Source organism: Corallincola spongiicola (assembly GCF_004284785.1).
In the GTDB taxonomy this organism is placed as follows: Bacteria; Pseudomonadota; Gammaproteobacteria; order Enterobacterales; family Neiellaceae; genus Corallincola; species Corallincola holothuriorum.
In genome coordinates this window covers 123788-148108 of the sequence record NZ_SHLY01000009.1, presented here as the reverse complement: position 1 = coordinate 148108, position 24321 = coordinate 123788, and the positions used below count along the sequence as shown (strand labels likewise).

Sequence of the window (24321 nt, the reverse complement as noted above, 5' to 3'; positions counted from 1 at the left end):
GCAGCATCACCGCTAAGCGGGCGCTTGGATACCATCCAGTGTTAGAGAAAAAGACTCAGGGCATCATCTCTCCCACAGTGTCAACGCACTCGGGTTAGGGACATACTCACTGAGCCTTGGTGGGTTACTGATAGCTAATCAGTAACCCAAGACAGATACAAGGGTTGGGTGAGGGGTTTTTAGAACTTAACATCATCCGTTTCGCCCTAATTTAGCGCCTTGCTTTGTACATTTTTATTGTCCTTAAAAGTACTCTTACGCCGCTATGTATCTATACTTTATCGGATTTCACTGGCTGAATGATCTGGCGCAGTTTTACGTTTGTGTTTGCGGCATAGAATCCTGCGCCCTGTCGCTGTTTACCTTGGCTATCTGAATATTTACTGGGTACTTTTTTTCAGCGGTGTTTTTCTAATCATTAAGGATGAATTTTATGAATATAAAAATGTTATCAACGGGACTACTGATGCTTTCAACAGCGGCAGTTGCTGGTAGTGGTCACGAGTGGGGATATTCGGGTAGCACAGGACCGGAAAACTGGGCGCAACTTTCTGGCGACTATGCTGCTTGTGGTGGCGTTAATCAGTCACCTGTTAATCTGACTGGCTTTTTAGAAGCTGAGTTAGCGCCAATCAACTTTCAATATCAAAAAGGTGCGTATGAGATCCTGAACAATGGCCATACGGTTCAGGTTAATTATAAGCCGGGCAGCTTTATGGAAATTGAAGGGCAGCGTTTCGAGTTAAAACAGTTCCATTTCCATGCGCCGAGCGAAAACCATATTAATGGCGAATCATACCCACTGGAAGCCCACTTAGTGCACGCAGATAAAGCCGGCCACTTGGCCGTGGTAGCGGTGATGTTTAAAGAGGGAAGTGATAATGAGGGGATCGTGAAGGCGTGGCAGCAGCTACCCGAAACAAAGGGGCAGAAGAATACGCTGACTCATCCCATCAGTGTGAATGAACTTTTGCCGAAAGAGCGTGCTTATTATCGCTTTAATGGTTCCCTGACGACGCCTCCTTGTTCAGAAGGTGTACGTTGGTATGTCATCAAGCAGCCAATGCAAGCTTCAATGCCGCAAATTAAGGCATTTGCTGATGCTTTGGGTCACCCCAATAACCGACCTGTACAGCCGTTGAATGCTCGTCAGGTACTGCAGTAATCAGATCTGCTTTGGTAATGAACAAGTGATGCGTCCAATATTTTGGGCGCATTTTTTGTTCCGCCTTTGTTCTTTGGTGTTACATAACCGCTGTTGCGACACATGGCTTAACAATTTCACCACATCCATTCCTTGCCTTATGGTGGCAAAGCGTTTCAATTAGAGCATTAAAATACGCGTCACTGCGCTAAATAGTCACCATCATAGACGGAGCAGAATATATGGATAGTCGACAGGGCAGATATCGTTGGATTGGTGGGTTGATTTTGGCGCAACTTATTTGCGGGATTTTAGTTAACTTCTTTCTTACTGCGCCGCTCTTTGGAACGCCTGGATTTTTAGTCAATGGCGCACAGCATTTTCAGCAAATTGGCTTCGCGGTGTTGGTTGGACTTGTTACCGGTATGTTGACACTGGCGGTGGCTATCACCCTATATCCTTTGGCTAAACCACAATGGCCAACTCTAACGCGCTGGTTTGTTGTGTTATCTGTGATCAGTTTTACCGTATCGGTGATGGAAAATATCAGTCTGATGTCCCTTGTGTCATACAGTGAAGCCTATACCACCGCTAGCCCTGAGCAGCAGCCATTGTATGAATTGTTTAAAACCGTGGTGGCATCAACCCGTAACTGGACCCATTACATCGGCCTCATGTTGTCCGGCACTATGTTGTTCTTCCTGTATCTGCTGCTTTTTCGTTCGCGGATGATCCCAAGGCTGTTGGCAGTGTTTGGTATGTTGGCGGTGAGCGCTCAACTTGTGGCGGTTGCTATGCCTCTGTTTGGCTTAGCCATTGTTTTTGCATTGATCGCGCCTTTAGCCCTCAGTCAGCTGATGCTAGCTTTATGGATTTTGATGAAAGGGCTCACGCTGAAAAGCGGCCAATAAGCCGAGTCTCTGCTAGGCTAGCAGCCAGTGATTTGTCATCAGCTACGATGGGCTGCACGGCTCACAATAAGGAACCGTTGAATGAGTTACGAAGTGATTTCTGATCTGTTGGCGATGGGTGGGCGTTATCTGCGGATACGGCACACATCGTCGACACTTCGCTGTGACATGGTGTTTGGTGTTTTTTTGCCGCCGCAAGCCAGTGATGACCATCCGGTACCTGTGCTTTACTGGTTGTCAGGCCTAACCTGCACTGATGAAAATTTCATGCAAAAATCCGGTGCAATGCGGATGGCTGCCAAGCTTGGATTAGCCTTGGTTGTGCCTGACACCAGTCCAAGAGGGGAAGATGTTGCTGATGCCCCCGACGGTGCTTATGACCTGGGCCTTGGTGCTGGTTTCTACCTGAACGCCACAGAGGCGCCGTGGCAGAGCCATTATCAGATGTTTGATTACATCACGGAGGAGTTACCTGAGCTGGTCAAAGCGGAGTTGCCTGTGACGGATAGCTGGTCTATTTCGGGGCACTCTATGGGTGGCCATGGAGCGATGATGATCGCCTTGCGTTATCCGCAACGTTTTAAGTCTGTTTCAGCGTTTAGTCCTATCGTTAATCCGATGGCGTGCCCCTGGGGGCGCAAAGCTTTTAGTCATTATCTGGGAGACGATGAATCTACCTGGCAGCGCTATGACAGTTGCTATCTGATGGCACAGATCAGTGATCCAAGTGGCTATCCGCCCTTGCTAATTGATCAGGGTGATGCCGATAATTTTTTAGATCAGCAATTACTGACGGAAAATCTGGATGAGCCGTTAGACAAGGTGGGTTATTCGGCTGAGGTACGAATGCAGCCAGGCTACGATCATAGTTACTTTTTTATCGCCAGTTTTATCGATGATCATCTGCACTTTCATGCTGAGCATTTGGGGCTGCTGGATTAACCCAAACAGCCCGTTTACTGGTTAATTTGGTGTGCTAGGTCTGCGGTTATGCGGCCGCAGATAATCTAGCGCTGGGCCAGTAGGAACCACCCGCGTTGGGTTGATACTGGCGTGACTGAAATAGTAGTGCTGTTTGATATGCTCGAAGTTGACGGTTTCTTTGATCCCGGGAACTTGATACAAGGCGCGCAGATAGTTAGAGAGGTTAGGGTAGTCTTCGATGCGTCTTAGATTGGTTTTGAAATGCCCCACGTAGACAGCGTCGAAGCGGATCAGTGTGGTGAATAGTCGCCAGTCGGCTTCAGTGATCTTCTCACCGGTCAGGTAGTTTTGTTTTTTTAACCGCAGCTCTACTTTGTCCAGTGCTGAAAACAGCGTATTAAACGCCTCTTCATAGGCTGGTTGGCTAGTGGCAAAACCGGCTTTGTAGACACCGTTGTTGATGGTGTCGTAGATCCAGGCGTTGGTCTGGTCGATAGCTTCCCTTAACTGCTCTGGGTACAGATCTAGCTGATTGCCAGTGATGTTATTGAACGCCGAGTTGAACATACGGATGATCTCGGCGGATTCATTGCTGACGATGGTTTGGCGCTGCTTGTCCCAAAGTACAGGGACAGTGACACGACCATTGGCTTTTGCATCGGCCAGTTGATAGATCTGATAGAGAAACTGTTTATCGTTGACGGTATCCTGATCTGCCCCTGCAATATGATGGCCGTTAAACAGGGCACTGCCTGGCTGGTAGAACTCCCAACCGTTTTCCAACATGTGTGGCTCAACAATGGTGACTGAAATATGTGGTTTCAACCCTTTCAGCGCCCGAAATATCAATGTGCGGTGTGCCCATGGGCAGGCAAGGGAAACGTAAAGGTGATAGCGGCCGCTTTCAGCTTTAAACCCTGCATCACCCGATGATCCTGCACTGCCATCCTCCGTCACCCAGTGGCGGAACTTTGAGTTATCTCTGACAAATTTACCGTCGCTCTGTTTGGTGTCGTACCACTGGTCAACCCAGCGGCCATCTTGTAGCAATCCCATTTTCTTATCCTCGTTAACGAGTGAGTGCAGGCTGACGGAGTTGATCTAATGGTTGCCCACGTTACTGCACTATCTCGACATTGAATTATCTCTAGCTATCTTGGTTTGTTGTTTTAGCTAAGGCGTTTGCTGATCAGTGCATCGACCGATAGTTTTCCTGCACCACTGAACATCAGTGCAGCAGATAGGGTGAGCAGAGCCAAACCAAACTCGTAGCCGTTATTACTCATAAACAGGCCATGTTGGATGTGCACGGCGAAGATAGCGACAAGCATCGTTATACTTAAAACGGCCGCTGCCGGACGGGTGAGCAAACCGACCAGCAATGCAATGCCACCGAAAAACTCTGCACTACCGGCCAGGAACGCCATGAGGGCACCGGGGCCTAGCCCAATCGACTCCATCCACTGACCTGTGCCGGTGATGCCATAGCCGCCAAATAGGCCGAATAGCTTTTGTCCGCCGTGGGCGATAAAAATGATGCCCGTGGGGACGCGAAGCATCAACAGGGCGAGGGCGAGTTGTCTTTCGTTAGTCAGTTTAAAAAGTGTACGTATCATGTTTTGCTCCAGTCATCTATTTGGCTTGAACAGATAGTACGTTTAATAAAATGGGTATAAAAACGCAATAAATCGGCTTTATTATCCCAACAAATAGAATGGATGTCTGAAATCCCTGTTCAGGGAGTTGCTCTACGATCTCTGCAGAACATTGCGCTGTAAGGCCGGTAGCTGAAGCAGTAGGTCACCGTAAAAACTGTCGAACAGCATTGTTAGTTCAGCTTGTACCTGTTGCCATTCTTGATAACTCGCGGCAAATGGGGCGTCAACGCGCATTCGCAATCCTATCTTGTGTAAGGCGAGTTTGATGGTTCCTGGCGTTTGGTAGCTGCAGAGCCAATCGGTTTCAGCCATACGGCGACAAACATCAATCATCTTTTCTGGCCAATGGGGCTCGGTGGCGGTTAGCTGGCGGTATTGTTGTTGGCTGAACTGAGTGAGGGAGCTGGGGTGGAACTTATGCCATTGCTTGGCGAGCAGGTGATCAAACAACATATCGATCAATATGCCGGTATAGCGTTGACGGGTCAGTTTAAATAGTTGCCGCGCCTGGATCACGTCAGGGTGGCTATCGGTAAAGCTATCGACCTGACGATGCAATAGTACGCCTATCCGCTGAGCTTGTGGCAGCGTGCGCCACTGGTCGCCTTTAATGAAGTCGCCCATCATGGCACCCACCGCAGAGGTGTTGGTGACGTCAGCAATATGCAGGTGAGCAAGAAAATTCATGCTGTGTCACCGTTATTCATCGGCCTGATCCATGAGCACACTCGCTCAAGTTTAGCGCTTACACCGCTGATGAGCATTAGGCCAGCTGATAAACACTAGCGTTTGGCATTTTGTCTCAGCTGGTGTTTGATAAATACTGCGGCAATGCCAGTGACAGCCAGTATCATCACGTAGTAACTGTGTGCACTCACTTCTATCGGCGATATCAGGAAGATAGAACCCAGCAGCAGTGCTTGGGCACCGTAGGGCAGCAATCCTTGGCAAACACAGGCAAAGATATCTAATAAACTGGCGCTGCGCTTGGGGGTCACTTCATGCTTCTCTGCTAGCTCTTTGGCCAGGTCGCCGCTGACGATAATCGAAACCGTGTTGTTCGCGGTGCAGGTATTGGTCAGTGTAGCGATGCCAGCAATGCCTAGCTCTGCGGCGCGTTCGTTAGCTTCTTCTGTGTGTGAACGACTAAACAGCGCGATCAGTTTTTCTATCTGCAGTCCCATCCAAGCCAGTCCACCTTGGGCTTTTACCATGGCACCTAAGCCACCGATCATGATGGAGAGAATAAAGATCTCCTGCATACTGCCGAAGCCAGCATAGATATCTTTGGTGTACTGGCTCATGCTGTAATCCGGTACTTGCACCAAGCCAACGCCACCAGCGAGGATCAGTCCGATTGCGAGTACGAGAAAGACATTCATACCTAAGACTGCTAATACCAAGATAGTGAGATAAGGCAGGACTTTAAACCACTCAATATGCCCGGCGTCTGGCGTTGGAGCGGGCGTTTGTAGGAAGAAAAACAGCACAATAACGATCAGCGCAGCCGGTGCGGCGATAAAGATGTTTTCGCGAAACTTGTCCTTCATTTCACAACCCTGAGTACGCGTGGCTGCGATGGTGGTGTCAGAGATAATCGAAAGGTTGTCACCAAACATGGCACCACTGAGTACCACGCCTGCCATCAGTGCCTTATCTATGCCCGCTGCTTCGGCAATACCTAACGCGATGGGTGCAACGGCACCAATGGTTCCCATCGAGGTTCCCATGGCTGTGGCGATAAATGCACTGATTAAAAATATTCCCGGCAGAATAAAGCTGCTGGGGATCACTGTGAGGCCCAGATTGACAGTGGCATCGACACCACCGGTAGCCTTGGCGACGGTGGCGAATGCCCCCGCTAATAGATAGATGAAACACATCGCCATGATATTGCTGTGGCCGGCGCCATTCAGAAACGTATCGATGGCTCGATTGAGACCCTCTTTGTGCATCACTATCGCCAAAAGCAACGCAGGTAACACGGCTACTGGGCTGGGTAACTGGTAGAAAGCGTAGTCAACCCCTTGAGTTTGATAGTAAATACCTGTGCCAATAAAAGTGACTAGGAATAGCAGTATGGGCAAAAGGGCGGATGCATTTGGGCGGATCTGATTATCTATTAATGTCATTTCATAGAAGGCTTTGGGCTTAGTATCAGCAGATGTTAGCATTACCGCTTTCAAACGATAAGGAAACTCCGATGTCAGAAGCGACATATTCTACGCCTCAAATCACTGCCAGCTACGGTGTGGGACGCAATTTAGGTGAACAACTGAAGCAAAACCCTTTCGAAGGAATGGATCTGGACGCCGTGGTTGATGGCATCCGTTCGGCCTTTGCTGGTGAAGCCAGCGTTGTGACTGACGAAGAGATGGAAGCGGCTTTTCGCGTGATCCAGGAGCAGATGCAGGCCCAGGCACAAGCGCAACATCAGGGCGCTATCTCTGAAGGTGAAAACTTCCTCACAGAGAATGCCAAGCGTGATGAAGTCACTGTCACTGAATCTGGTCTGCAGTATGAAGTGCTTGAAGCCGGTGATGGCGAGAAGCCAACGGCTAGCAGCACTGTACGTACACATTATCACGGCACTTTAATCACTGGTGATGTGTTCGATTCATCTTACCAACGTGGCGAACCGGCAGAATTCCCTGTTGGTGGTGTGATCCGTGGTTGGACTGAAGCGTTACAGATGATGCCTGTGGGCAGTAAGTGGCGTTTATATGTGCCTTATGATCTTGCATATGGCGAACGCGGTGCTGGCGGGGCGATTGGGCCTTATCAAACGCTGATTTTTGATGTCGAATTGCTTGATATCTTGGCGTAATAGATCTTTTTTTTAACTTTTGCAGGGGCGATCACAATCGCCTCTGTTCGTCTCTGCTTCCTCCCCCATTTCGCGGAATAGATCACAGTCGCACCCCTTCCTTTGTCTTTAGAATCGCTGCGGATTATCCCCTCATTGTGTCTAACGTTCGACATTTTGAGTTTAAAAAAATGATTTCGTGAACACACGAAACGCCATAAACACAAAAACGCGACATTAAAAACACAAAACTAAAAACACAAAGGAAAGGCTATGGAGCTTAAAAAAAATAAGCTAGCTATTTACATGATGCCGCTGCTTGCAGCGACCATGGTAGTTGGTTGCTCTGACGACGATGATGATGATGATTTGGTGTGTACTCCGCCTGAAATCATTAATGAAGCAGGCGACATGTGTATTGACCCTCCGGTAGCGGGTGAAGAACCTGTCACTGCAGGCGCAAATGAAACCGTTATCTATCTGCTTGATCCAACTCAGCAGTCTACAGCTATCGCAGACGATAGCCCTTACCAAGCATATTCAATGTATGCATGGCAAGGCACCAGTGGCGGTATCGGTGATGGTGTGTCTTGTGATGCACTTGCTGATAGCGAAGTTTCTAGCGGTTGGGACGACGAGAGTCGCATCCCCGATGGCGAAGATGAACATGGCCCATATTGGGTGTTGGATTTAGGCTCTGAGGAAGGTTGTATTCATTTCATCGTTCGTCAGAACATCGATGATTCAATTCAGAATATTACTGGCAGTGATGGTCGTGTTGTTTTTGCTGATTTCCCTGATCGTACTGTGACCATGATTCGTAACTCAGCAGATTTATACGATTCCCGTGTAAATGCTCTGGAGATCATGAACGCTGTTGAAGTCAGCGGTTTTGCTGCTCACTGGGTTGAAGGTGCTACCCTGCTTTGGAGTGCCGGGGATGTTGCTGAGTCGGTAAGCCTGTATACATCTGCTGACGCATCATTCGATTTAAATGAAGAAGGCGTTATCTCTGGTAACGTGACAGAGGTTGCATTAACTTCTGGTGAGCTATCAGAAGGCGCTGCTGCTAAATTTCCTCATATTTCAGGTCTAACAGCGTGGGCTGTTCCTGATACTTTGGATGCTAAAGCTGCATTGAAAGGCCAGCTGGTCGCCGTTGCTAAGAACGCCAATGGTGATGTTGTTGGTGCAACCATGGTTCAGACGCCTGGCGTATTGGATGCGTTATACGCAGACGGTGAAGGTGGTGCTAATTCTGCCACATTAGGTGCAGTGATTGGTGATAGTGGAACTAGCTTTAACCTTTGGGCTCCTACCGCACAGAATGTCCATGTACGTCTTTACAATGCAGATAAAACTGAAATGGAAGGTTCTCCAATTCAGATGATCGAAGATGGCGGTACAGGTATCTGGATTGCAGAGGCCGATGCACCTTCTGGCACTTTCTATCGTTATGATGTGACGGTTTACCACCACATTAGTGATGCAATTGAAAACTACGAAGTAACAGACCCGTATTCATGGAGTCTGTCGACTAACAGTTTGTATTCACAGGTTCTTGACTTCGATTCAGAAGAAGTTACCCCTGATGGTTGGGCTGAACATACTGTTCCTACCTCAGATCACATCGTAATTTACGAAGCTCATATTCGTGATTTCAGTGCTCTGGATGAAACAACATCAGCTGAGAACCGCGGCAGATATGGCGCGTTTACGGAAGCTGGCTCTGACCCTATGCTGCACCTAGCAAAACTTGCTGAAGCAGGGTTGACTCACTTCCATCTGATGCCTGCGTTCGACATTGCTACAGTAGATGAAGATGTTGCAAATCGTGTAGATATTACTGACACCATCGGTGACCTTTGTCGGGTCAATGCTAACGCCCGTATCTGTGGTAACGCTGACGATGCTGATGTTATTAAGGATGTATTGGCAGCATGTGACCCTGCAACTGCTTGTGCTGAGCAGATCGTTACTGATATGGCTCAATACGACAGCTTTAACTGGGGTTACGACCCTTACCATTATGGTGCGCCTGAAGGTAGCTACTCTTCAAATCCTGAAGGTGTTACTCGTGTTAAAGAGTTCCGTGAAATGGTTCAAGCTTTGCACGGCATGGGCCTGCGTGTAACGATGGATGTTGTTTATAACCATACCAACGCATCAGGCATTACAACTCGCTCCGTTTTGGACCGCTTAGTACCTGGTTATTACCACCGCCGAAATGCAGAAAGCGGTGCGGTTGAACAGTCTACCTGTTGTGATAATACTGCCACTGAATACACCATGATGGCCAAGTTGATGAAGGACACATTGGTTGTTTGGGCTGATGAATACAAGATCGACGCGTTCCGTTTCGACTTGATGGGTCACCAGCCTTTGGCTGCTATGGAAGACTCACTGGCTGCCGTTCTTGCGGTTGATGAAGATAACTACTTCTACGGCGAAGGCTGGAACTTCGGTGAAGTTGCCAACGATGCTCGCTTTGTGCAAGCAACTCAAGAAAATTTAGCGGGTACTGGTATTGGTTCATTCTCAGACCGTATGCGTGATGCCGTACGCGGTGGTCGTTTCAACACCGAAAACCATCGTTCAGCTCAAGGTTGGGCAAGTGGTTTACACACAGCTCAAAACGAAGACTTCCCAGCTTCTGATGCAACATTGGTTGATTTGGAGCAGCGTAGTGACCAGATCCGTGTTGAACTAGCGGGTGGCCTACGCGACTTTATTCTAGTTGACTACGAAGGTAACACTTCACGCGGTCAGGACGTTCTTTACGGTTCATCACCATCTGGCTATGTGGATGCACCTGAAGAGCTGGTTAGTTACATCTCTAAGCATGATAACCAGACTTTCTGGGACTTTAACCAGTATAAAATTGCTGAAGGTGAGACCACTGAGAACCGTCTGAGAATGCATGGTTTGGGTGTAAGCATGCCTCTGCTTAGCCAGAGTGTGCCGTTCATCCATATGGGTGTAGAGTTCTTACGCTCTAAGTCAATGTCTCGTGACAGCTATGATTCAGGTGACTGGTACAATGAAGTTGACTTCACTGGGATGACTTCTCGTTGGAATGTTGGTTTGCCATTGGAAAATCGCGATGTTGATAACTGGCCGTTGATCCAGGAAATCATTGCAGATCCAGCTGCTGAGCCACAGGTAGAACATATCGCTGCCGCAACAGAGTTGTTCTTTGACTTCTTAGCTGTTCGTGGAAGCACTCCACTGTTTGCATTGAATGCTGCGCAGATCAAGAGTCGTATCGATTTCCGCAATGTTGGTGACGACCACAAGTTGCACCTAATTGTGATGTCGATCGATGATGGTATCTCTGCTGGAGAAGATCTGGATGCCAATAACGATGCAGTTGTCGTTGTATACAACGGTGCTCCAGAAGAACAAACCTTCACGTTAGGCGCAGGCAACTGGGAGCTGCATCCTGCACTGGCAGGTTCTGCAGATTACAACACGCTATATACCTCAACTGTTGACGGTAATGCTGTAACTGTATCGGCTTATACTCCTGCTGTATTTGTTCTTCCTCAGGATGGCGCACAAGGTGCAGGCTGGGCTGTCAATGAAGACAACAAAGATCTGAGTCAGATCCCTCCATTTGGCAACACGGCTGTATTCCTGCGTGGTGATATGAATGGTTGGGACACTACCGACCAACTGACTTTCGACACCAATGGCCGTTATCTGACCGTTGTGACGCTGGAGGCGGGTACGTATGGCTTTAAAGTAGCTGATGCGACTTGGACTGACGTTAATTACGGTGCGGCTGGTGAAGATGGCACGGTAACACTTGGTACTCCAATTGCTATTGCTGCCGGAAGCCAGACCAACCTAAGTCTGACGTTGGCTGACAACTCAATAGTAACTTTTGTTGCTGACTTCTCGAACCTCGATGCGCCAATGCTAACTGTTACAGCTGAAGCTGTTGAGTCATGTGAAGTACTCGCTGATTCTGCTGAAGTAGGACCTTTAGGTGATACTAAGATCGCACTTATCGGTAACCTATCTAACTGGGATTACAACGCTGACTATGAGTTCAGCTATAAGGGAAGCAACACGTATCAGCTTCAGCTGACTGATGTGGCTATCATGGGCGCGGACGGCTTTAAAATGCGCGGTGATGCTGACTGGAATACCCAGTTCAATATTACTGCGACTAATGCTGCAGTAACCGATGTTCGTTCTGATATCGTTTACGACCTCACCGGTGCCGTTAATTTGGAAGGTATTAACTTGCCAAATAACAATACGACTTTGGCAACAGAAGGCGGTACTTATAACTACACTGTAGTATTTAATGACGGTGCAGATTTGAGTGCTCAAGCTGTTCAAGGTACGTTTAGCATGTGTGAAGTTGCTGGTGAATAACAGCTGACATTCGTAACGATAAAAACCGGCGCTTAGGGCGCCGGTTTTTTTATGATTTAAGTTAATGTTTTATTAGCACATTGTTGCCAATTTGTTTTTTGGAGGATACAATTTAACCAAATTGGATCTATTTATAGGCTTTAAGGATGAAGTGCCGCAGTATCCTTCTAATCGTAGTTTTTTATCTTGTATCTGCTAATGCTTTTGCTTACGGACCACCCACTAATTTGAGCCTCAGCGTTCCTGAATCATCCGTGACGGGTGATTACACGGTATCTTGGTCGTCAAGTAATGCTGAATATTATCGTTTAACTGAAAATGGCATCCAGATAGATAGTGGCTCAGGCGGAGCTGGTTCCAAGAAGTTCTTAAAGAAGCCTGCTGGTACATATGAGTATCAAATATTGGTATGTAATGGTCATGGCGGCTGTGTTCCTAAGAAAGATACGATTAAGGTGTTGGTCCCTAAGCCAACTTTTTCTTCTTTACCTAGTGGTACATATTATAGTGCCGACTATACAGTAAGCTGGAACGCTTCGGCTGGAGCAAACAAATACTCACTATATCAGTCGGTTAATAATAATTCATATAGCCACATATATACTGGTAGCGCGCGTTCTTATGACTTCTCAAAAAAGCCAGCAGGTACATACAAGTATAAAATAAAAGCTTGCCTGGACAGCAATTGCAGTGATGAAACAGAGTCCGCTGCGTTCACACTAAAAGTGTTAAATCCACCTGTTTTTACTTCGATTCCTAAGTCAACTGATGACGATGGGACATATACCGTTACATTGGGCTCGTGTTGTTCGGTATACCTTTTAGAAGAGAGATATAATAATGGTGGTTGGGTAACAAAACTCAATTATACGAGCACTAGGACTATTAATTTTAGCTCCCGCCCTAATGGTATATATGAATACAGGGCAAAAGGCTGTTCTTATCAGTCAAATGGTACCGCTTGTAGTGAGTGGAAAGTACCCGACCCGTTTTCCGTTTTACGCCCCCCTGCAGCGCCTAGCACTATCGATGGGCCTCCCACACAGGATATCTCGGGTGGAACTTATACATTAACTTGGCCGCCCGTAACATCGGCTTCAAGTTACAACCTTCAAGAAAGTAAAGATGGCGAGACATTTATCACCGTTTATACGGGTTCAGCTCCTGAACGTAAGTTAACTGGACGGAGTAATGCGAGGTATAGCTATAAAGTTCAGGCTTGCAATAGTTCAGGTTGCAGTAATTGGACCGCCGGCGTTACTTATTCAAAACCTGCGACACCCTATATTTCTTCGCTCCCCTCAATTGATAGTGATGGTTCTTATATCGTCGCATGGACAATGCCTGTTCAGAGTGGCCATCGGACATATGAACTTCAGGAAGGTGAGGACGGTGGTTGGGTAACCATTTCTAGTGACGCACTAACGAGTGAGTCAGTCAGTGGAAAACCCACCGGTGTATATGGGTATAGGGTTAGATCTTGTAATAATTTTGGTTGCAGCAATTATAGTGAGTCGAAGGAAGTTGAAGTTGTTTTACCAATTGATGCTCCCCTATTTGAAAACTTTCCTACTCAAACCGATATCGATGGTGACTTTACCATCAAGCTTCAAACCGGTTACTACCGCTATTATTTAGAGGAAAAATACAACAATGGCCCTTGGGTATCTAAACTCACGGCCAGTGCTTCACGCTCCTTTTCTACTTCAGATCGTCCCAACGGTACTTACCAGTATCAGGTGAGAGGCTGTGAGTTACTTGCCGGTGGAAGTTCTAATTGTAGTGATTGGCGTTCGTCAGGGGTTTTCAATGTGTTGTTACCACCGTCAGCGCCCGCCTCGTTAGATGTGCCAGAATCAGGGGATGTCACTAATGGCAGCTATGCTGTTAGTTGGGCTTCAGCTGCGACTGCGACTTCGTATGTGCTGGAAGAGCGCGTAAATACCGGTGGTTACATAGAAGTATATCGTGGTGACGATCTCTCTGAGAGTTTCACCGATCGTAGAAATGCAACTTATCGGTACCGAGTGGCAGCATGTAATGCATCAGGCTGCAGTGCAAGCTGGACATATTCAGCGGTATTGAGTGCACCAGGGGGGGCTAATAAGCCTACCGGTCCTGTAGAGGATTTGGATGGTGAATACACCATCACCTGGAAGGAGGTCGCGCAAGCAACCAGCTATGTGTTGAGTACCACCTCGGGCGCTGAATGGCATGCTTTTCCTGCGACAACTAATTTAAGCAAAGAGGAGAAATGGAAGTCTTCCGGTAACCATAGCTATAAAGTGAGTGCATGTAATAACTTTGGTTGTGGTCCTGAAAGCTCCGTTTTAACTGTTAAAGTCCACTTACCGCCAGTAGCCCCTACTTTTATTGAGTTCCCCGCATCGATGAATATCGATGGTGATTTTACGATTAAGCTTCAAACCGGTTACTACCGCTACTATTTAGATGAACAAAAAGATGGAGGAGATTGGATCCCTAGGCTGAGTGCTAGCAGTAGCACCAGCTACCCGGTGGCAGGACGAGATAACGGCACATACGTATTCAGGGCGAAAGGTTGCCAAATTTACGCGGGTGGAAGTACTGGTTGTAGTGAATATCGCATATCTGATCCTATTGAAGTGTTGTTACCGCCGCCAGCGCCCGCCTCGTTAGATGTGCCAGAATCAGGGGATGTCATTGATGTTATCGAGATTAGCTGGTCAGAATCATTGACAGCAACGCACTATGAGTTAGAGGAAAGCAAAAACAGCGGAATATACGTCCCGGTATATAGCGACACTTTAGTTCAAACAACCACAGCCCCAGAAGAGGGTACATATAAGTATCGCGTAAGAGCTTGTAATACCTCTGGTTGCAGCGCAACGTGGACCTATTCAACACTCTTGCAGCCACCAATCGAAACTACGAGCACAAGTTCACCTGTGGATAACTTCTCTGGTGAATTTACTGTGACTTGGTCTGATGTAGCTCAAGCAAGAACTTATAAGTTGTCGGAGGCGTCAGGCGGTGACTGGGTAGCTATTTATAATGATTCAGAACAGAAGTTTAAAGTCACCGGTCGGGAGACCAAAAACTATGCTTACAGGGTTCAAGGCTGCAATTACTTTGGCTGTGGTCCGTTTGGTACAGGCTCCATAACGAAGGTATTCACAAAGCCTAATGCACCCGGTGGATTCACTTTGCCAGCTGAAAAAGATATTTCAGACAGTATCGAAGTTGAATGGAACCGGTCCGAGAATGCGGAAGCATATGATATTGAGTTGAAAGTTGGATCGGCTGGTTGGGATAAATACATCAAACCCTATTATGGTACGACTATTACTATCCCTGTCCAAGAGCAAGCCCCTCATACCTTCCGTGTCGCGGCATGTAATAGCTCAGGTTGTTCTGATAATTATACAACGTCATGGACGCTTTCTGGTCCTGGAGCGGTTACGTTCGATCAGTTACCCTCTGAGCCCGTGATCGATGGCACCTTCGAAATCAGCTGGAATTCTGGTACGAAGGCGCGCAATTACCTCATTGAAGAAAGTGTGAATAACGGCGATTGGAACTTTATCTATTATCCCACTAATCGGACTTTGTATGAAGTAAAAGACCGTCCATCGGGTTCCTACCGTTATCGCATCCAAAGTCGAAATGCGTTTGGCACTGTTTATAGTGAGCCGTCAACAGCCATCATCGTCCAGCGCCCAGCGACGCCCAATAAGCCATCAATACAGGTCACGCCATCTGGAAATAACTCTGATGGCAGAGCGAAATTTAGTTGGCTAATTCAGCAAGGAGCTAAGTATTTTGAAGTATGGCTACAAGAGGAAGGAGGCGAGCCTTGGTTGGCAAAGACCATAACTGATGTGGATGGTGATGGCGGACCTTCACCACTTATATCTGCGACTGTTACGAGTCTCAATTCAGGTAAGTACACTGCAAAAATTGGTGCATGTAATGCGCTTTCCGATATTCCTTGTAACTTCAGTGAAACTGGTTTTTTCTGGGTTGCTAGAAAACCTACCTTAACAGGCTCAGTAACGACACCTGTTGGCACGGTATCTGATGAAGGATTTAATGTTAGTTGGAATGCTTCTCCTGACATGTTGGAAGATGGTCAGTATGTCCTCGAAGTTTCAATTAACGATGATCAATGGGTTGAACTGCTTAGCGAACCTAGCACCACAAGTTACCGGTTGAATACGCCATTTGCAGGTGATTATTTATTTAGAGTGAAAGCTTGCCATGGACCGTCACTTGATAGTTGCAGCGAGTATCGCACAGGCAATGCCTTTAAGGTGATTGGTACACCTAATCGAGTTGATTCTGTCGATGTATATCATGAACCTGCTCAGCCTGAAGATATCCGTGTTACTTGGACTGGGCCTGCGTTCAACGGTGAGCTTAGCTATAAAGTATATGTTGAATTCAACTACGTTAAGGACCCTCTGCCTGTTTATACCGGCGCTTTGGAGTATTTTGATTATTTTGCTGGCACTGGGTATGGCAATTATCGTTTTGAAGTCCTTGCTTGTAATGAGTTTGGCACTTGTGGTTTATCCCATATTTCATCGAAATTTGTACATCGAAAACAGCCAGTTATTCCACAAGGTTTAAGTGCGACAACACCAGACTTGGGGCGTTATACCGTTTCGTGGAATGAGGTGAGTGATGAATATGTCACTTCTATCATTTTGGAAGAGCGCCAGGACGATGTCGTGCTGCAAAGGCATAGCTTAAAGTCATCCGATATAAGTTTGTCGATTGAACAAGATATGTCAGCCAGTTATCAGTATCGAATTGCGGCGTGTGATCATGACATATGCAGTCAGTTTAGTGCCCCAATAAACGTGAATGTTGTTTTGCCTAATGAGACTGATTTGCCCACAGAGTATGCAGGGCCAACTGTTGGAAACTATTCATCGTCAGCGCTTGTTGTTGGTTCTATACCAGCGAAAGAACAGGTAAACCCAGACGGTTCATACAGCTATAGCATGCCGATTGTGACATCTGGCGGTATTAACGGGTTACTTCCTGCACTTGCTATTAGTTATAACAGCAATGGGCAAGATGGTTCGATGGGGCGTGGTTTCTCTTTGTCAGGCGCCGCAGCCATTACTCGCTGTCCCAAAAATCAAGCGCTTGATGGGAAGTCTCGCGGTATTCGTTTTACTAGTGAAGATCGTTTCTGTCTAAATGGCATGCGATTGGTGACCAGCGAGGATAACTATGGCGCTGTTGGTGTTAACTATTATACGGCGATTGATTCGTTTGTAGAGGTGACTTCCATCGGTGGGGAGCTTGGTAACCCTGCTTCATTCCAAGTGCGTCATACCGATGGTTCTACCGCTTATTATGGTATTGATGATGCTAATATCGTAGCCCCTGTTAGCGGTAAGACTTTCTTGTGGGCGTTACAAAAGCACGTTGATTCTTCTGGAAATTACATCCAATACCACTACAAGCAAGAATCTGAATCGTTGGAATACCACTTATCAAAAGTGAGTTATACCGCCAACCAGAATACTGGATTGTCACCGCAAAGCGAGATCGAGATATTCTATCGAGAGGGCGCACTTAAGCCGCAGGTTGGGTTTATCAATGGTGAGACAACAGGGCTGACGAAGACTCTTGATCGTGTTGTCAGCCGCTCTGACGGACACCTATTACGTGAATATTCGTTCGATTATGACACTCTGCAGGGGGTGCTCAACCGAGTGGATGTGTGTAACGACGATGGCTGCTTGCCACCAACCACTTTTAAGTGGGAGCTTGGTAGTCTTGACCCGACTAAATACTTTGGTCAGTGGGACAACATTAAGGTTTATTCTGACAATCGCTTTAAAGGTTTCAAGCCTGGAGATGTAAATGGTGATGGCAAACTAGATCTTGTCGTTATTCAAAATGAACGCAATGATTCTAGTGACCATGTTCGGGTAATGTTGGCTGAAGGCGATCGTTTTACGCCCCAAGATCGCTTAAAAGACTTTGCAGACAAAGATTTGCGTGGAACCTGGCAATTAATAGATATCAACGGGGATAATGCCCAGGACATTCTATTTATTCGCAAAATTGATGGTCAAGGCTATTGGTCGTATGTCCTAGCAGAAAACGATAATTATGATCCAGACAGTGTTGTCGTCACAGATATTGCTATTGATTACCGTAAGCCTCCTGTTATTGCTGATTTTGACGGCGATGGATTCGCAGACCTGTTTTATAAAGAGAATGATGACTTTGCTATACGCCGATTGCTTGATTTTGAAGAGCTAGACAGCGAAGCGACGACTGTACATATTAACTTTACGCCATTTACCGGCGGCAGCTATCACAAATATGAAGTCGAAACTAAAGAACCGGATAAAAATACCCGTGTTTCAGACTTCGATGGCAACGGTCTGGCAGACTTGATTTTGAAAGTCACAGAATATACTTGTACCGATGGCTCATATAGTCAATGCCAGAATGTGCGCGAAGATTGGCGTATTTTCACCTCGGGGGCGTTAGGGCAGTTCTATGAGTATGCCAACTTGGGTGCAACTGATGACATCTCTGACATCCGGCTGACAGACCTGAATAGTGATGGCTATACCGACGTTTTCTATTCTCAAAGCCAAGCTCAGAGTGAGGGGCAGTTCGCTTACCAATACAACAATGGTAAGTCACTGGAACCTATAGTTTTAATACCAGAAGTGAACTCTGATAATAATATTTCCCACCTCGTTGATTTGAATCTTGATGGTTATACAGATCTGGTTTATGCCGGTGTTGATACTGCTGCAGAAGACTGTGATGGAGCAGGTAGAGAGTTAGGTATTTGCCTATCGAAGTATCCTCGCAGCTGGTGGTTGATGGCTTTTGATGGTCAGAACTTTGCTGACCCAGTTCAACTTCCGTTGGAGGTCCATAATTATCAACAATCGTTCTTTGCTGATGCCAATGGTGATGGCTTTGCCGACTACGTGAGTTTTGATGGTGATCTCGGCTTTAATCTGCGTGTTGATCGCCCGGTAAAACGAATTTCAGATGTCACTGATGGGTTTGGCGTTACCAGTGAAATTAATTATCGTCCATTGACCGATTCCACCGTATATCAACGAGCCTATACCAATATAGAAGGCGCTGATGGCCACCAAGATACTACGGCCTGGGGCAGTGGCACCATGGTCATGGATATCACCTACCCTATGCATGTCGTTAGTTCATTTGAACGGGGCGAAGTAGTTAACACTTATCGTTATGAAAATGGACGAATGCAAGTCGGCAGGGGAGCTCTTGGCTTTGAAAAACTGACTATTCATAACCTGACAACAGGGATCCAGCAAACAAGTATCTACCGACAAGATTATCCGTTTGTTGGCTCTTTGATTGAGTCGCGCACCGAACTAGTCGAAGTAACCTGGCATAAAAATGAAGACTGCCGTCAGATGGGGACCACTGGCGAGTATTATTGTCATGAATACAATATTGAGCAGCGTTCATCTCAACTACTGGGTGAAAGCTACAGTACTTATATGTCCCACCCCACTCATGATGGACTCAGTCAATTCATTTACGCCAATAGCAGTACAGAATATAGCTATGATCTTGATGGCACAGATTTGACCACAAAAGTGATAACTGTCAACGAGGTCGACTATTTTGGACACATAGTGGATGTAACTGAGCAGTTAAAAGATCATATCAATGACGTGACGGCTAGCAAACAGACCGTAGATCTGTTTGATAACGACACTCATTTTGGAGGGCGGAAAACCCGCAGTGAAATTACACTTTCTCGAACGGCCGAGGTGCCGGTAACTCGCACCAACGGCTATCGTTATGATGCGCTTGGTCTGCTCGTCGAAGAGATTGTAGAGCCGGATGATATTGACTACACCCTCACGACCACATACACCAGAGACAGTTTTGGTAACGTAGATAGCGTTACCGTTGATGGCCAAAACATACCGCAAGCGGTTAGTTCTACGAGCTATGAAAGTACAGGCCGCTATGTCGAGACCTCCACTGACGCTAATGGCTATGTAGCTAGGAATCTTTATACACCGTGGCATTTAGCCATTGGCGGACCGCAAAGCATTGGCGATATTAATGATAACTTCACTCAACTCTATTACGGTACTTTAGGTCGCGCTGAAGGAGCTGATTCGCCAGATGGTGGTCAAGTCCGCAAGGCGTATCAATGGTGTGCTGACGTGCATCCTGCTGGAGTAGTCAGTAGCGATTGTCCAAGTGACGCTGTGTATGTCGAGATCACTGAAACTGCTGGCGCGCCAGTTACTAAAGTGTTCTTCGATGGATTCGGGCGTAAGCGGCGTGAAAGCACCATGGGCTTCAATGCTGGAGATTGGATTAATACAGACTTTGTCTATGACGATAAAGGACGTTTAGAGCAACAGTCGCAGCCGTATTTAGATGGTCATACCCCTTTGTGGACCAGCATGACCTTTGATGAGTTAAATCGTGTCAGTACCATGACCAAACCAGATGATGGATTGTGGACATACGAGTACGATGATTTCACGGAGACGTTGACCAACCCTGCAGGGTTATCACACTCCGAGAGTAAAAACGCGATGGGTGAACTGATTTCAGTGACCGACGCAGCAGTTGATGTTACCGATGCTAATGTGTTTTATCGCTATGACGCTGCAGGCAACCTGAAAGAGTTAGAAGACGGCCAGAATAACATTACATACATTGATTACGATCGATTGGGTCGTAAGATCAGCATGACCGATCCAGACAAGGGCGTATGGACTTACACCTATGACCAATTAGGACGGATAAAAGCAACCATCGATGGCAACGGTGATGAAACACGTATTTTCTATCGTGCAGATGGACAAGTTCATTCTAAGTATCGATACAAGGGAACCAAACAGAATGGATATCAAGTTCAAAAGTACTATGCAAGCTTCCGAACGTCTGGCACGGGTAAAGGGCAGGTTAACATCCAATGGGTTGCCAATACTTACGAAGGTGTGGAGGCTAGCACACACTACCAAACGTTTAGTTATGACAGCTTAGGCCGGCCTTACAGAGTCAAACACAAGCTACCTAACTTTACAGAAATGTTAGGTAAGAATGCGGTATACACAGAAACAGAGTTTGACACCGTTGGACGTGCTCGAGATGTCATGGACGCTTCTGGTCAAAGTATCCGTTACTTTTATAATCCACGTGGTTACAAGTATGCAGTAGCTGACCTCAGTTCGGGTAACTTGATATGGCAAGCCAATGAAGCCGATGCATACGGTAATATTACCGAATTCGAACATGGCAACGGGATTGTTACTCACAAGTCTTTTTACCAAGAAACAGGCTTAGCAGAATCTATCTCAAGTACAAAGCAAGCGATTACCTACCAGTGGGATCAGCTGGGTAATTTGGATTTTCGTAACGACCAATGGAAAAACCTCAATGAAAGCTTCACTTATGATGGTTTAAACCGTGTTACTAGCTCCACCATTGCGGGTCAGGATAGCCTTAGTTACCAGTACGATACTCTTGGTAATATTACCTATAAGTCAGGGGTGGGAGACTACTACTACGAAGCTGGCAAGCCACATGCTGTTTCCCGTATTACTGGGGATACCGGTGACCAGGCCGGGGTTGATAGTTTATTCACCTATGACAACAACGGCAATATGCTGACAGGTGATGGTCGCACCATTGAATACACCTCGTTTGATAAACCCTACCGTATTAGTAAAGGGGATTACATTGCAGAGTTTCAATATGGAATAGGTGATAGTCGCTTCAAGCGGTTCGACCGTGAGGGCGATAAGCTTACAGTGACCTACTACATCGGCAACGTTGAGATGATCCAAACCAGCGACGCGCCTGGTTATACCACTAAGCGGTATATTGATGGCGAGGCCGTTATCACCCGCTATTTCGATGGTGTATCACCAATCTATGAGACTCACTACCTTCATGGCGACCACTTAGGCAGTATCGATTTAATCACCGATGCAGCAGGCAGTGTGGTTGAGCGTTTAAGTTACGATGTCTGGGGGGCTCGTCGAGCCAGTAACTGGGCTGATCCGTTGGATCAGCTCACCATGTTAAGCCGGATCCGTGAATTTAGCTCTAACATCACCACCCGAGGGTATACCGGCCACGAACATATCGATGGTGTTGGCCTGATCCACATGAATGGCCGGGTTTATGATGCACGTTTAGGACGCTTTCTTAGTGCAGATCCTCATGTGCAGGCGCCAAATAATACCCAGAGTTTAAATCGCTATAGTTATGTATTTAATAACCCGCTTAACGCGACAGATCCGAGTGGTTATATAGCCCAAATGGTTATCGCAATGGCCATTAAGTATATAGCGGCTAATGTGATCGGTGGTGCACTAGGAAGTGCTATTACTGGCTTCATGGCCGCCTATAGCTACTTTGGTATGGCGCAAGGCATTTTGCAATCAGTGTCAGCAATAATGAATGCCTATGATGCTTGGTCTGCCGGCGCTGGCGGGGCAGTGCTTGGTGCGACGATAACTGGGGTGGCTAAGGGCTGGGCCAAGTCGATTGCGATGAGTTATTTGGCCTCTAGTGTCGAAGGTTATTTTAATAAAGCTGATGGTCCCACACGAATTGGAACAAGCTATGGCGAATTTAATGCGTCGAAATCAAATGAACTTTCGTTTGAGAATCAAGTACTCAAGGGTGGGAGCGGGAAAGAACCAAAAAATCCATCAAATGACGTAAAAGTAGATGATGGGTTAAACTTAAAAGTTCATGGGAATTCATTGCGTGGGGACATTCTTGTAGGGTGTGAACATGTTAGTGCTTATATGTGTATTAATTCTATTAAGGAGTTTCAAGGGGTTAATCAAAGTGATGGTGTGTATGAAACTAATTTAACTATAAGGGTGGCTGGTGCTGGCGAGGAACCTACCTTTCAATTAAAGGGGGGGGGGAGTAATAAAGATTTTAACGGAAAATATACGCTAACAAAAACGACAGTGTCGGTTTTGGTAGCTGATTATACGACCTATAAGAGAACGATACATCTATATAGTAGTAATGTTAGTTACTCTTCTGAAACAGCTGTTCATGAAATGGGTCATATGTTAGGTCTACAACATCAAGAAAACAAAACGGGCAGTGTCATGAGTTATGATATAAATCGAAATAGCGTTCCTGTTACAGATGATCTGAGACGCCTCGTTGATGCATATAGGTAATTTCATGTTCAAATATATTTATTTTGCACTTATGCTTTTGCTCAGTTGTGGTGTGAGTGCCGATATTAATTCTGATAAATGTGATTTTCACTCTGAAAGTGAAAATGAATTGTCTGATATCGTAGAAAATATATACGATAAAATTTCTGATGCCGACTCGGTTATGGTATGTCATTCAAAAAAAGGTGAGAAAGGATATTTTTATTCTTCTAAGGTAAATAATGAGTATGGTATTAAATACTATTACTTGATTAGGGTTTTTCCTGAGGTCAATGACGGGGACATATTTTTAGGGCTTTTACCGCCAATGGATATGCTTTATATCAAAACTAAGAGTCTCTACATGTGCTCAGATGCAGCGACATGTAAGTTTCAAGGTGATGTGGGATTCATTCAGGTTGATAATATTACTCCCGGATTATTTTTTATTTTATTGAACAACTGGAAGGATATTATTGATTATGATCTTAGAGAAGAATCTTCTCAAGAGTCAAGTTTTTTACTTAAAACACCGTCTAACCTTATTGAAATAAGGAAGGTGATTACTTCTGACTTAAGTAAAATTATTTTTTCATCATTAAGTTATGATGAGGGTGGGAGAGAGAATAGCCCTGAGTATGAATTGATGGTTGAAATTGATTCAGAATTATGGAGTATAATATTTGACTTTTATCTGGGTGGTAATATCGTGATTAAAAATGTTTCACTTGTAAATTAATAGAGAGAAATATACTGCTCATATTTATATTCTGTTCAATGGGGCAGGCTGAAGGTTGACTTGGTCTAGTAAGGCTAATCGACGAAAAGCTTCATTTAAAAGCCACCAGTATACGCCTATACGTGATTTCATATGATAATAACCGCTAAGTCAGGGTTATAACGGGACATATATGGACGCCCCGGATATTGCAAGGTCGCTTTCAGGAAGATCGGTTTGCGGACATATATCCGGCGTCTTTGTGAAGGACGTTCACCTGAATTGATGCAGGCTTCATTCCCTCATATTGCTTAGCAAAGCCATAGCTACAATCCTTTAGCCAAAACGTTGCTAAACGGTATAGTACGCACCTAAATTGCATAACCATTTAGAGTAACCCGATGTCAGACACTATCCGAGTTGCCATCGCCGGCTGTGCCGGTCGCATGGGAAAGAACCTGCTAAATGTCGCTTTTGACAGCGAAGCTGTTGAGTTAGTTGCGGGCTTTGAACGTCCAGGTAGCAGCTTGATTGGCGCTGATCTCGGTGAGTTTGCTGGCGTAGGTAAACTGGGAGTTGAGATCTCTGGCGGACTGGAAGGTC

11 protein-coding genes and 1 pseudogene are annotated in these 24321 nt (G+C 46.1%); 8 read left to right on the top strand and 4 right to left on the bottom strand.

The features are described from left to right. The first annotated feature begins 433 nt into the window (after positions 1–433). The 3 genes from EXY25_RS18265 (at position 434) to fghA (ending at position 2997) form a co-directional block, all read left to right on the top strand. Complete coding sequence (locus tag EXY25_RS18265; RefSeq protein WP_130567933.1) at positions 434–1165, top strand: carbonic anhydrase; 732 nt, start codon at positions 434–436, stop codon at positions 1163–1165. Positions 1166–1386: 221 nt separating this feature from the next. Continuing rightward, entirely contained in the window at positions 1387–2055 is a 669-nt protein-coding gene (locus EXY25_RS18260) for a DUF4386 domain-containing protein (protein WP_130567932.1), read from the top strand. A gap of 81 nt (positions 2056–2136) precedes the next feature. Continuing rightward, positions 2137–2997, top strand: coding sequence for an S-formylglutathione hydrolase (gene fghA / locus EXY25_RS18255; protein ID WP_130567931.1), 861 nt, complete (start codon positions 2137–2139; stop codon positions 2995–2997). Between the two features lie 21 nt (positions 2998–3018). Here fghA and EXY25_RS18250 read toward each other — a convergent pair whose 3' ends face one another. The 4 genes from EXY25_RS18250 to EXY25_RS18235 form a co-directional block, all read right to left on the bottom strand. After that, on the bottom strand, positions 3019–4035 hold the full coding sequence (locus EXY25_RS18250; protein WP_130567930.1) for a glutathione S-transferase family protein: 1017 nt from the start codon (positions 4033–4035) through the stop codon (positions 3019–3021). 113 nt (positions 4036–4148) lie between these two features. After that, positions 4149–4595, bottom strand: coding sequence for a DoxX family protein (locus EXY25_RS18245; RefSeq protein ID WP_130567929.1), 447 nt, complete (start codon positions 4593–4595; stop codon positions 4149–4151). 132 nt (positions 4596–4727) lie between these two features. Further along, positions 4728–5324 carry an acyl carrier protein phosphodiesterase gene (locus tag EXY25_RS18240; RefSeq protein WP_130567928.1) on the bottom strand — a complete coding sequence of 199 codons (597 nt, stop codon included), beginning with the start codon at positions 5322–5324 and terminating at the stop codon, positions 4728–4730. Between the two features lie 95 nt (positions 5325–5419). Continuing rightward, positions 5420–6769: a Na+/H+ antiporter NhaC family protein gene (locus EXY25_RS18235; protein WP_130567939.1), complete on the bottom strand. Its 1350-nt coding sequence runs from the start codon at positions 6767–6769 to the stop codon at positions 5420–5422. 71 nt (positions 6770–6840) lie between these two features. Here EXY25_RS18235 and bamJ point away from each other — a divergent pair, with 71 nt between their 5' ends. The 5 genes and pseudogenes from bamJ to EXY25_RS18210 form a co-directional block, all read left to right on the top strand. Beyond that, complete coding sequence (gene bamJ / locus EXY25_RS18230) at positions 6841–7464, top strand: BamJ family beta-barrel-assembly machinery protein (RefSeq protein ID WP_130567927.1); 624 nt, start codon at positions 6841–6843, stop codon at positions 7462–7464. Positions 7465–7716: 252 nt separating this feature from the next. Next, a complete protein-coding gene (gene pulA, locus EXY25_RS18225; RefSeq protein WP_130567926.1) occupies positions 7717–11829 on the top strand; it encodes a pullulanase-type alpha-1,6-glucosidase in 4113 nt (1370 codons plus the stop codon). A gap of 1340 nt (positions 11830–13169) precedes the next feature. Then, positions 13170–23021, top strand: coding sequence for an RHS repeat-associated core domain-containing protein (locus EXY25_RS18220; RefSeq protein ID WP_165419417.1), 9852 nt, complete (start codon positions 13170–13172; stop codon positions 23019–23021). Between the two features lie 4 nt (positions 23022–23025). Next, a complete protein-coding gene (locus tag EXY25_RS18215) occupies positions 23026–23739 on the top strand; it encodes a hypothetical protein (protein WP_130567924.1) in 714 nt (237 codons plus the stop codon). Positions 23740–24119: 380 nt separating this feature from the next. Next, positions 24120–24321 (top strand): annotated as a pseudogene (locus EXY25_RS18210) (4-hydroxy-tetrahydrodipicolinate reductase); the annotation flags it as partial.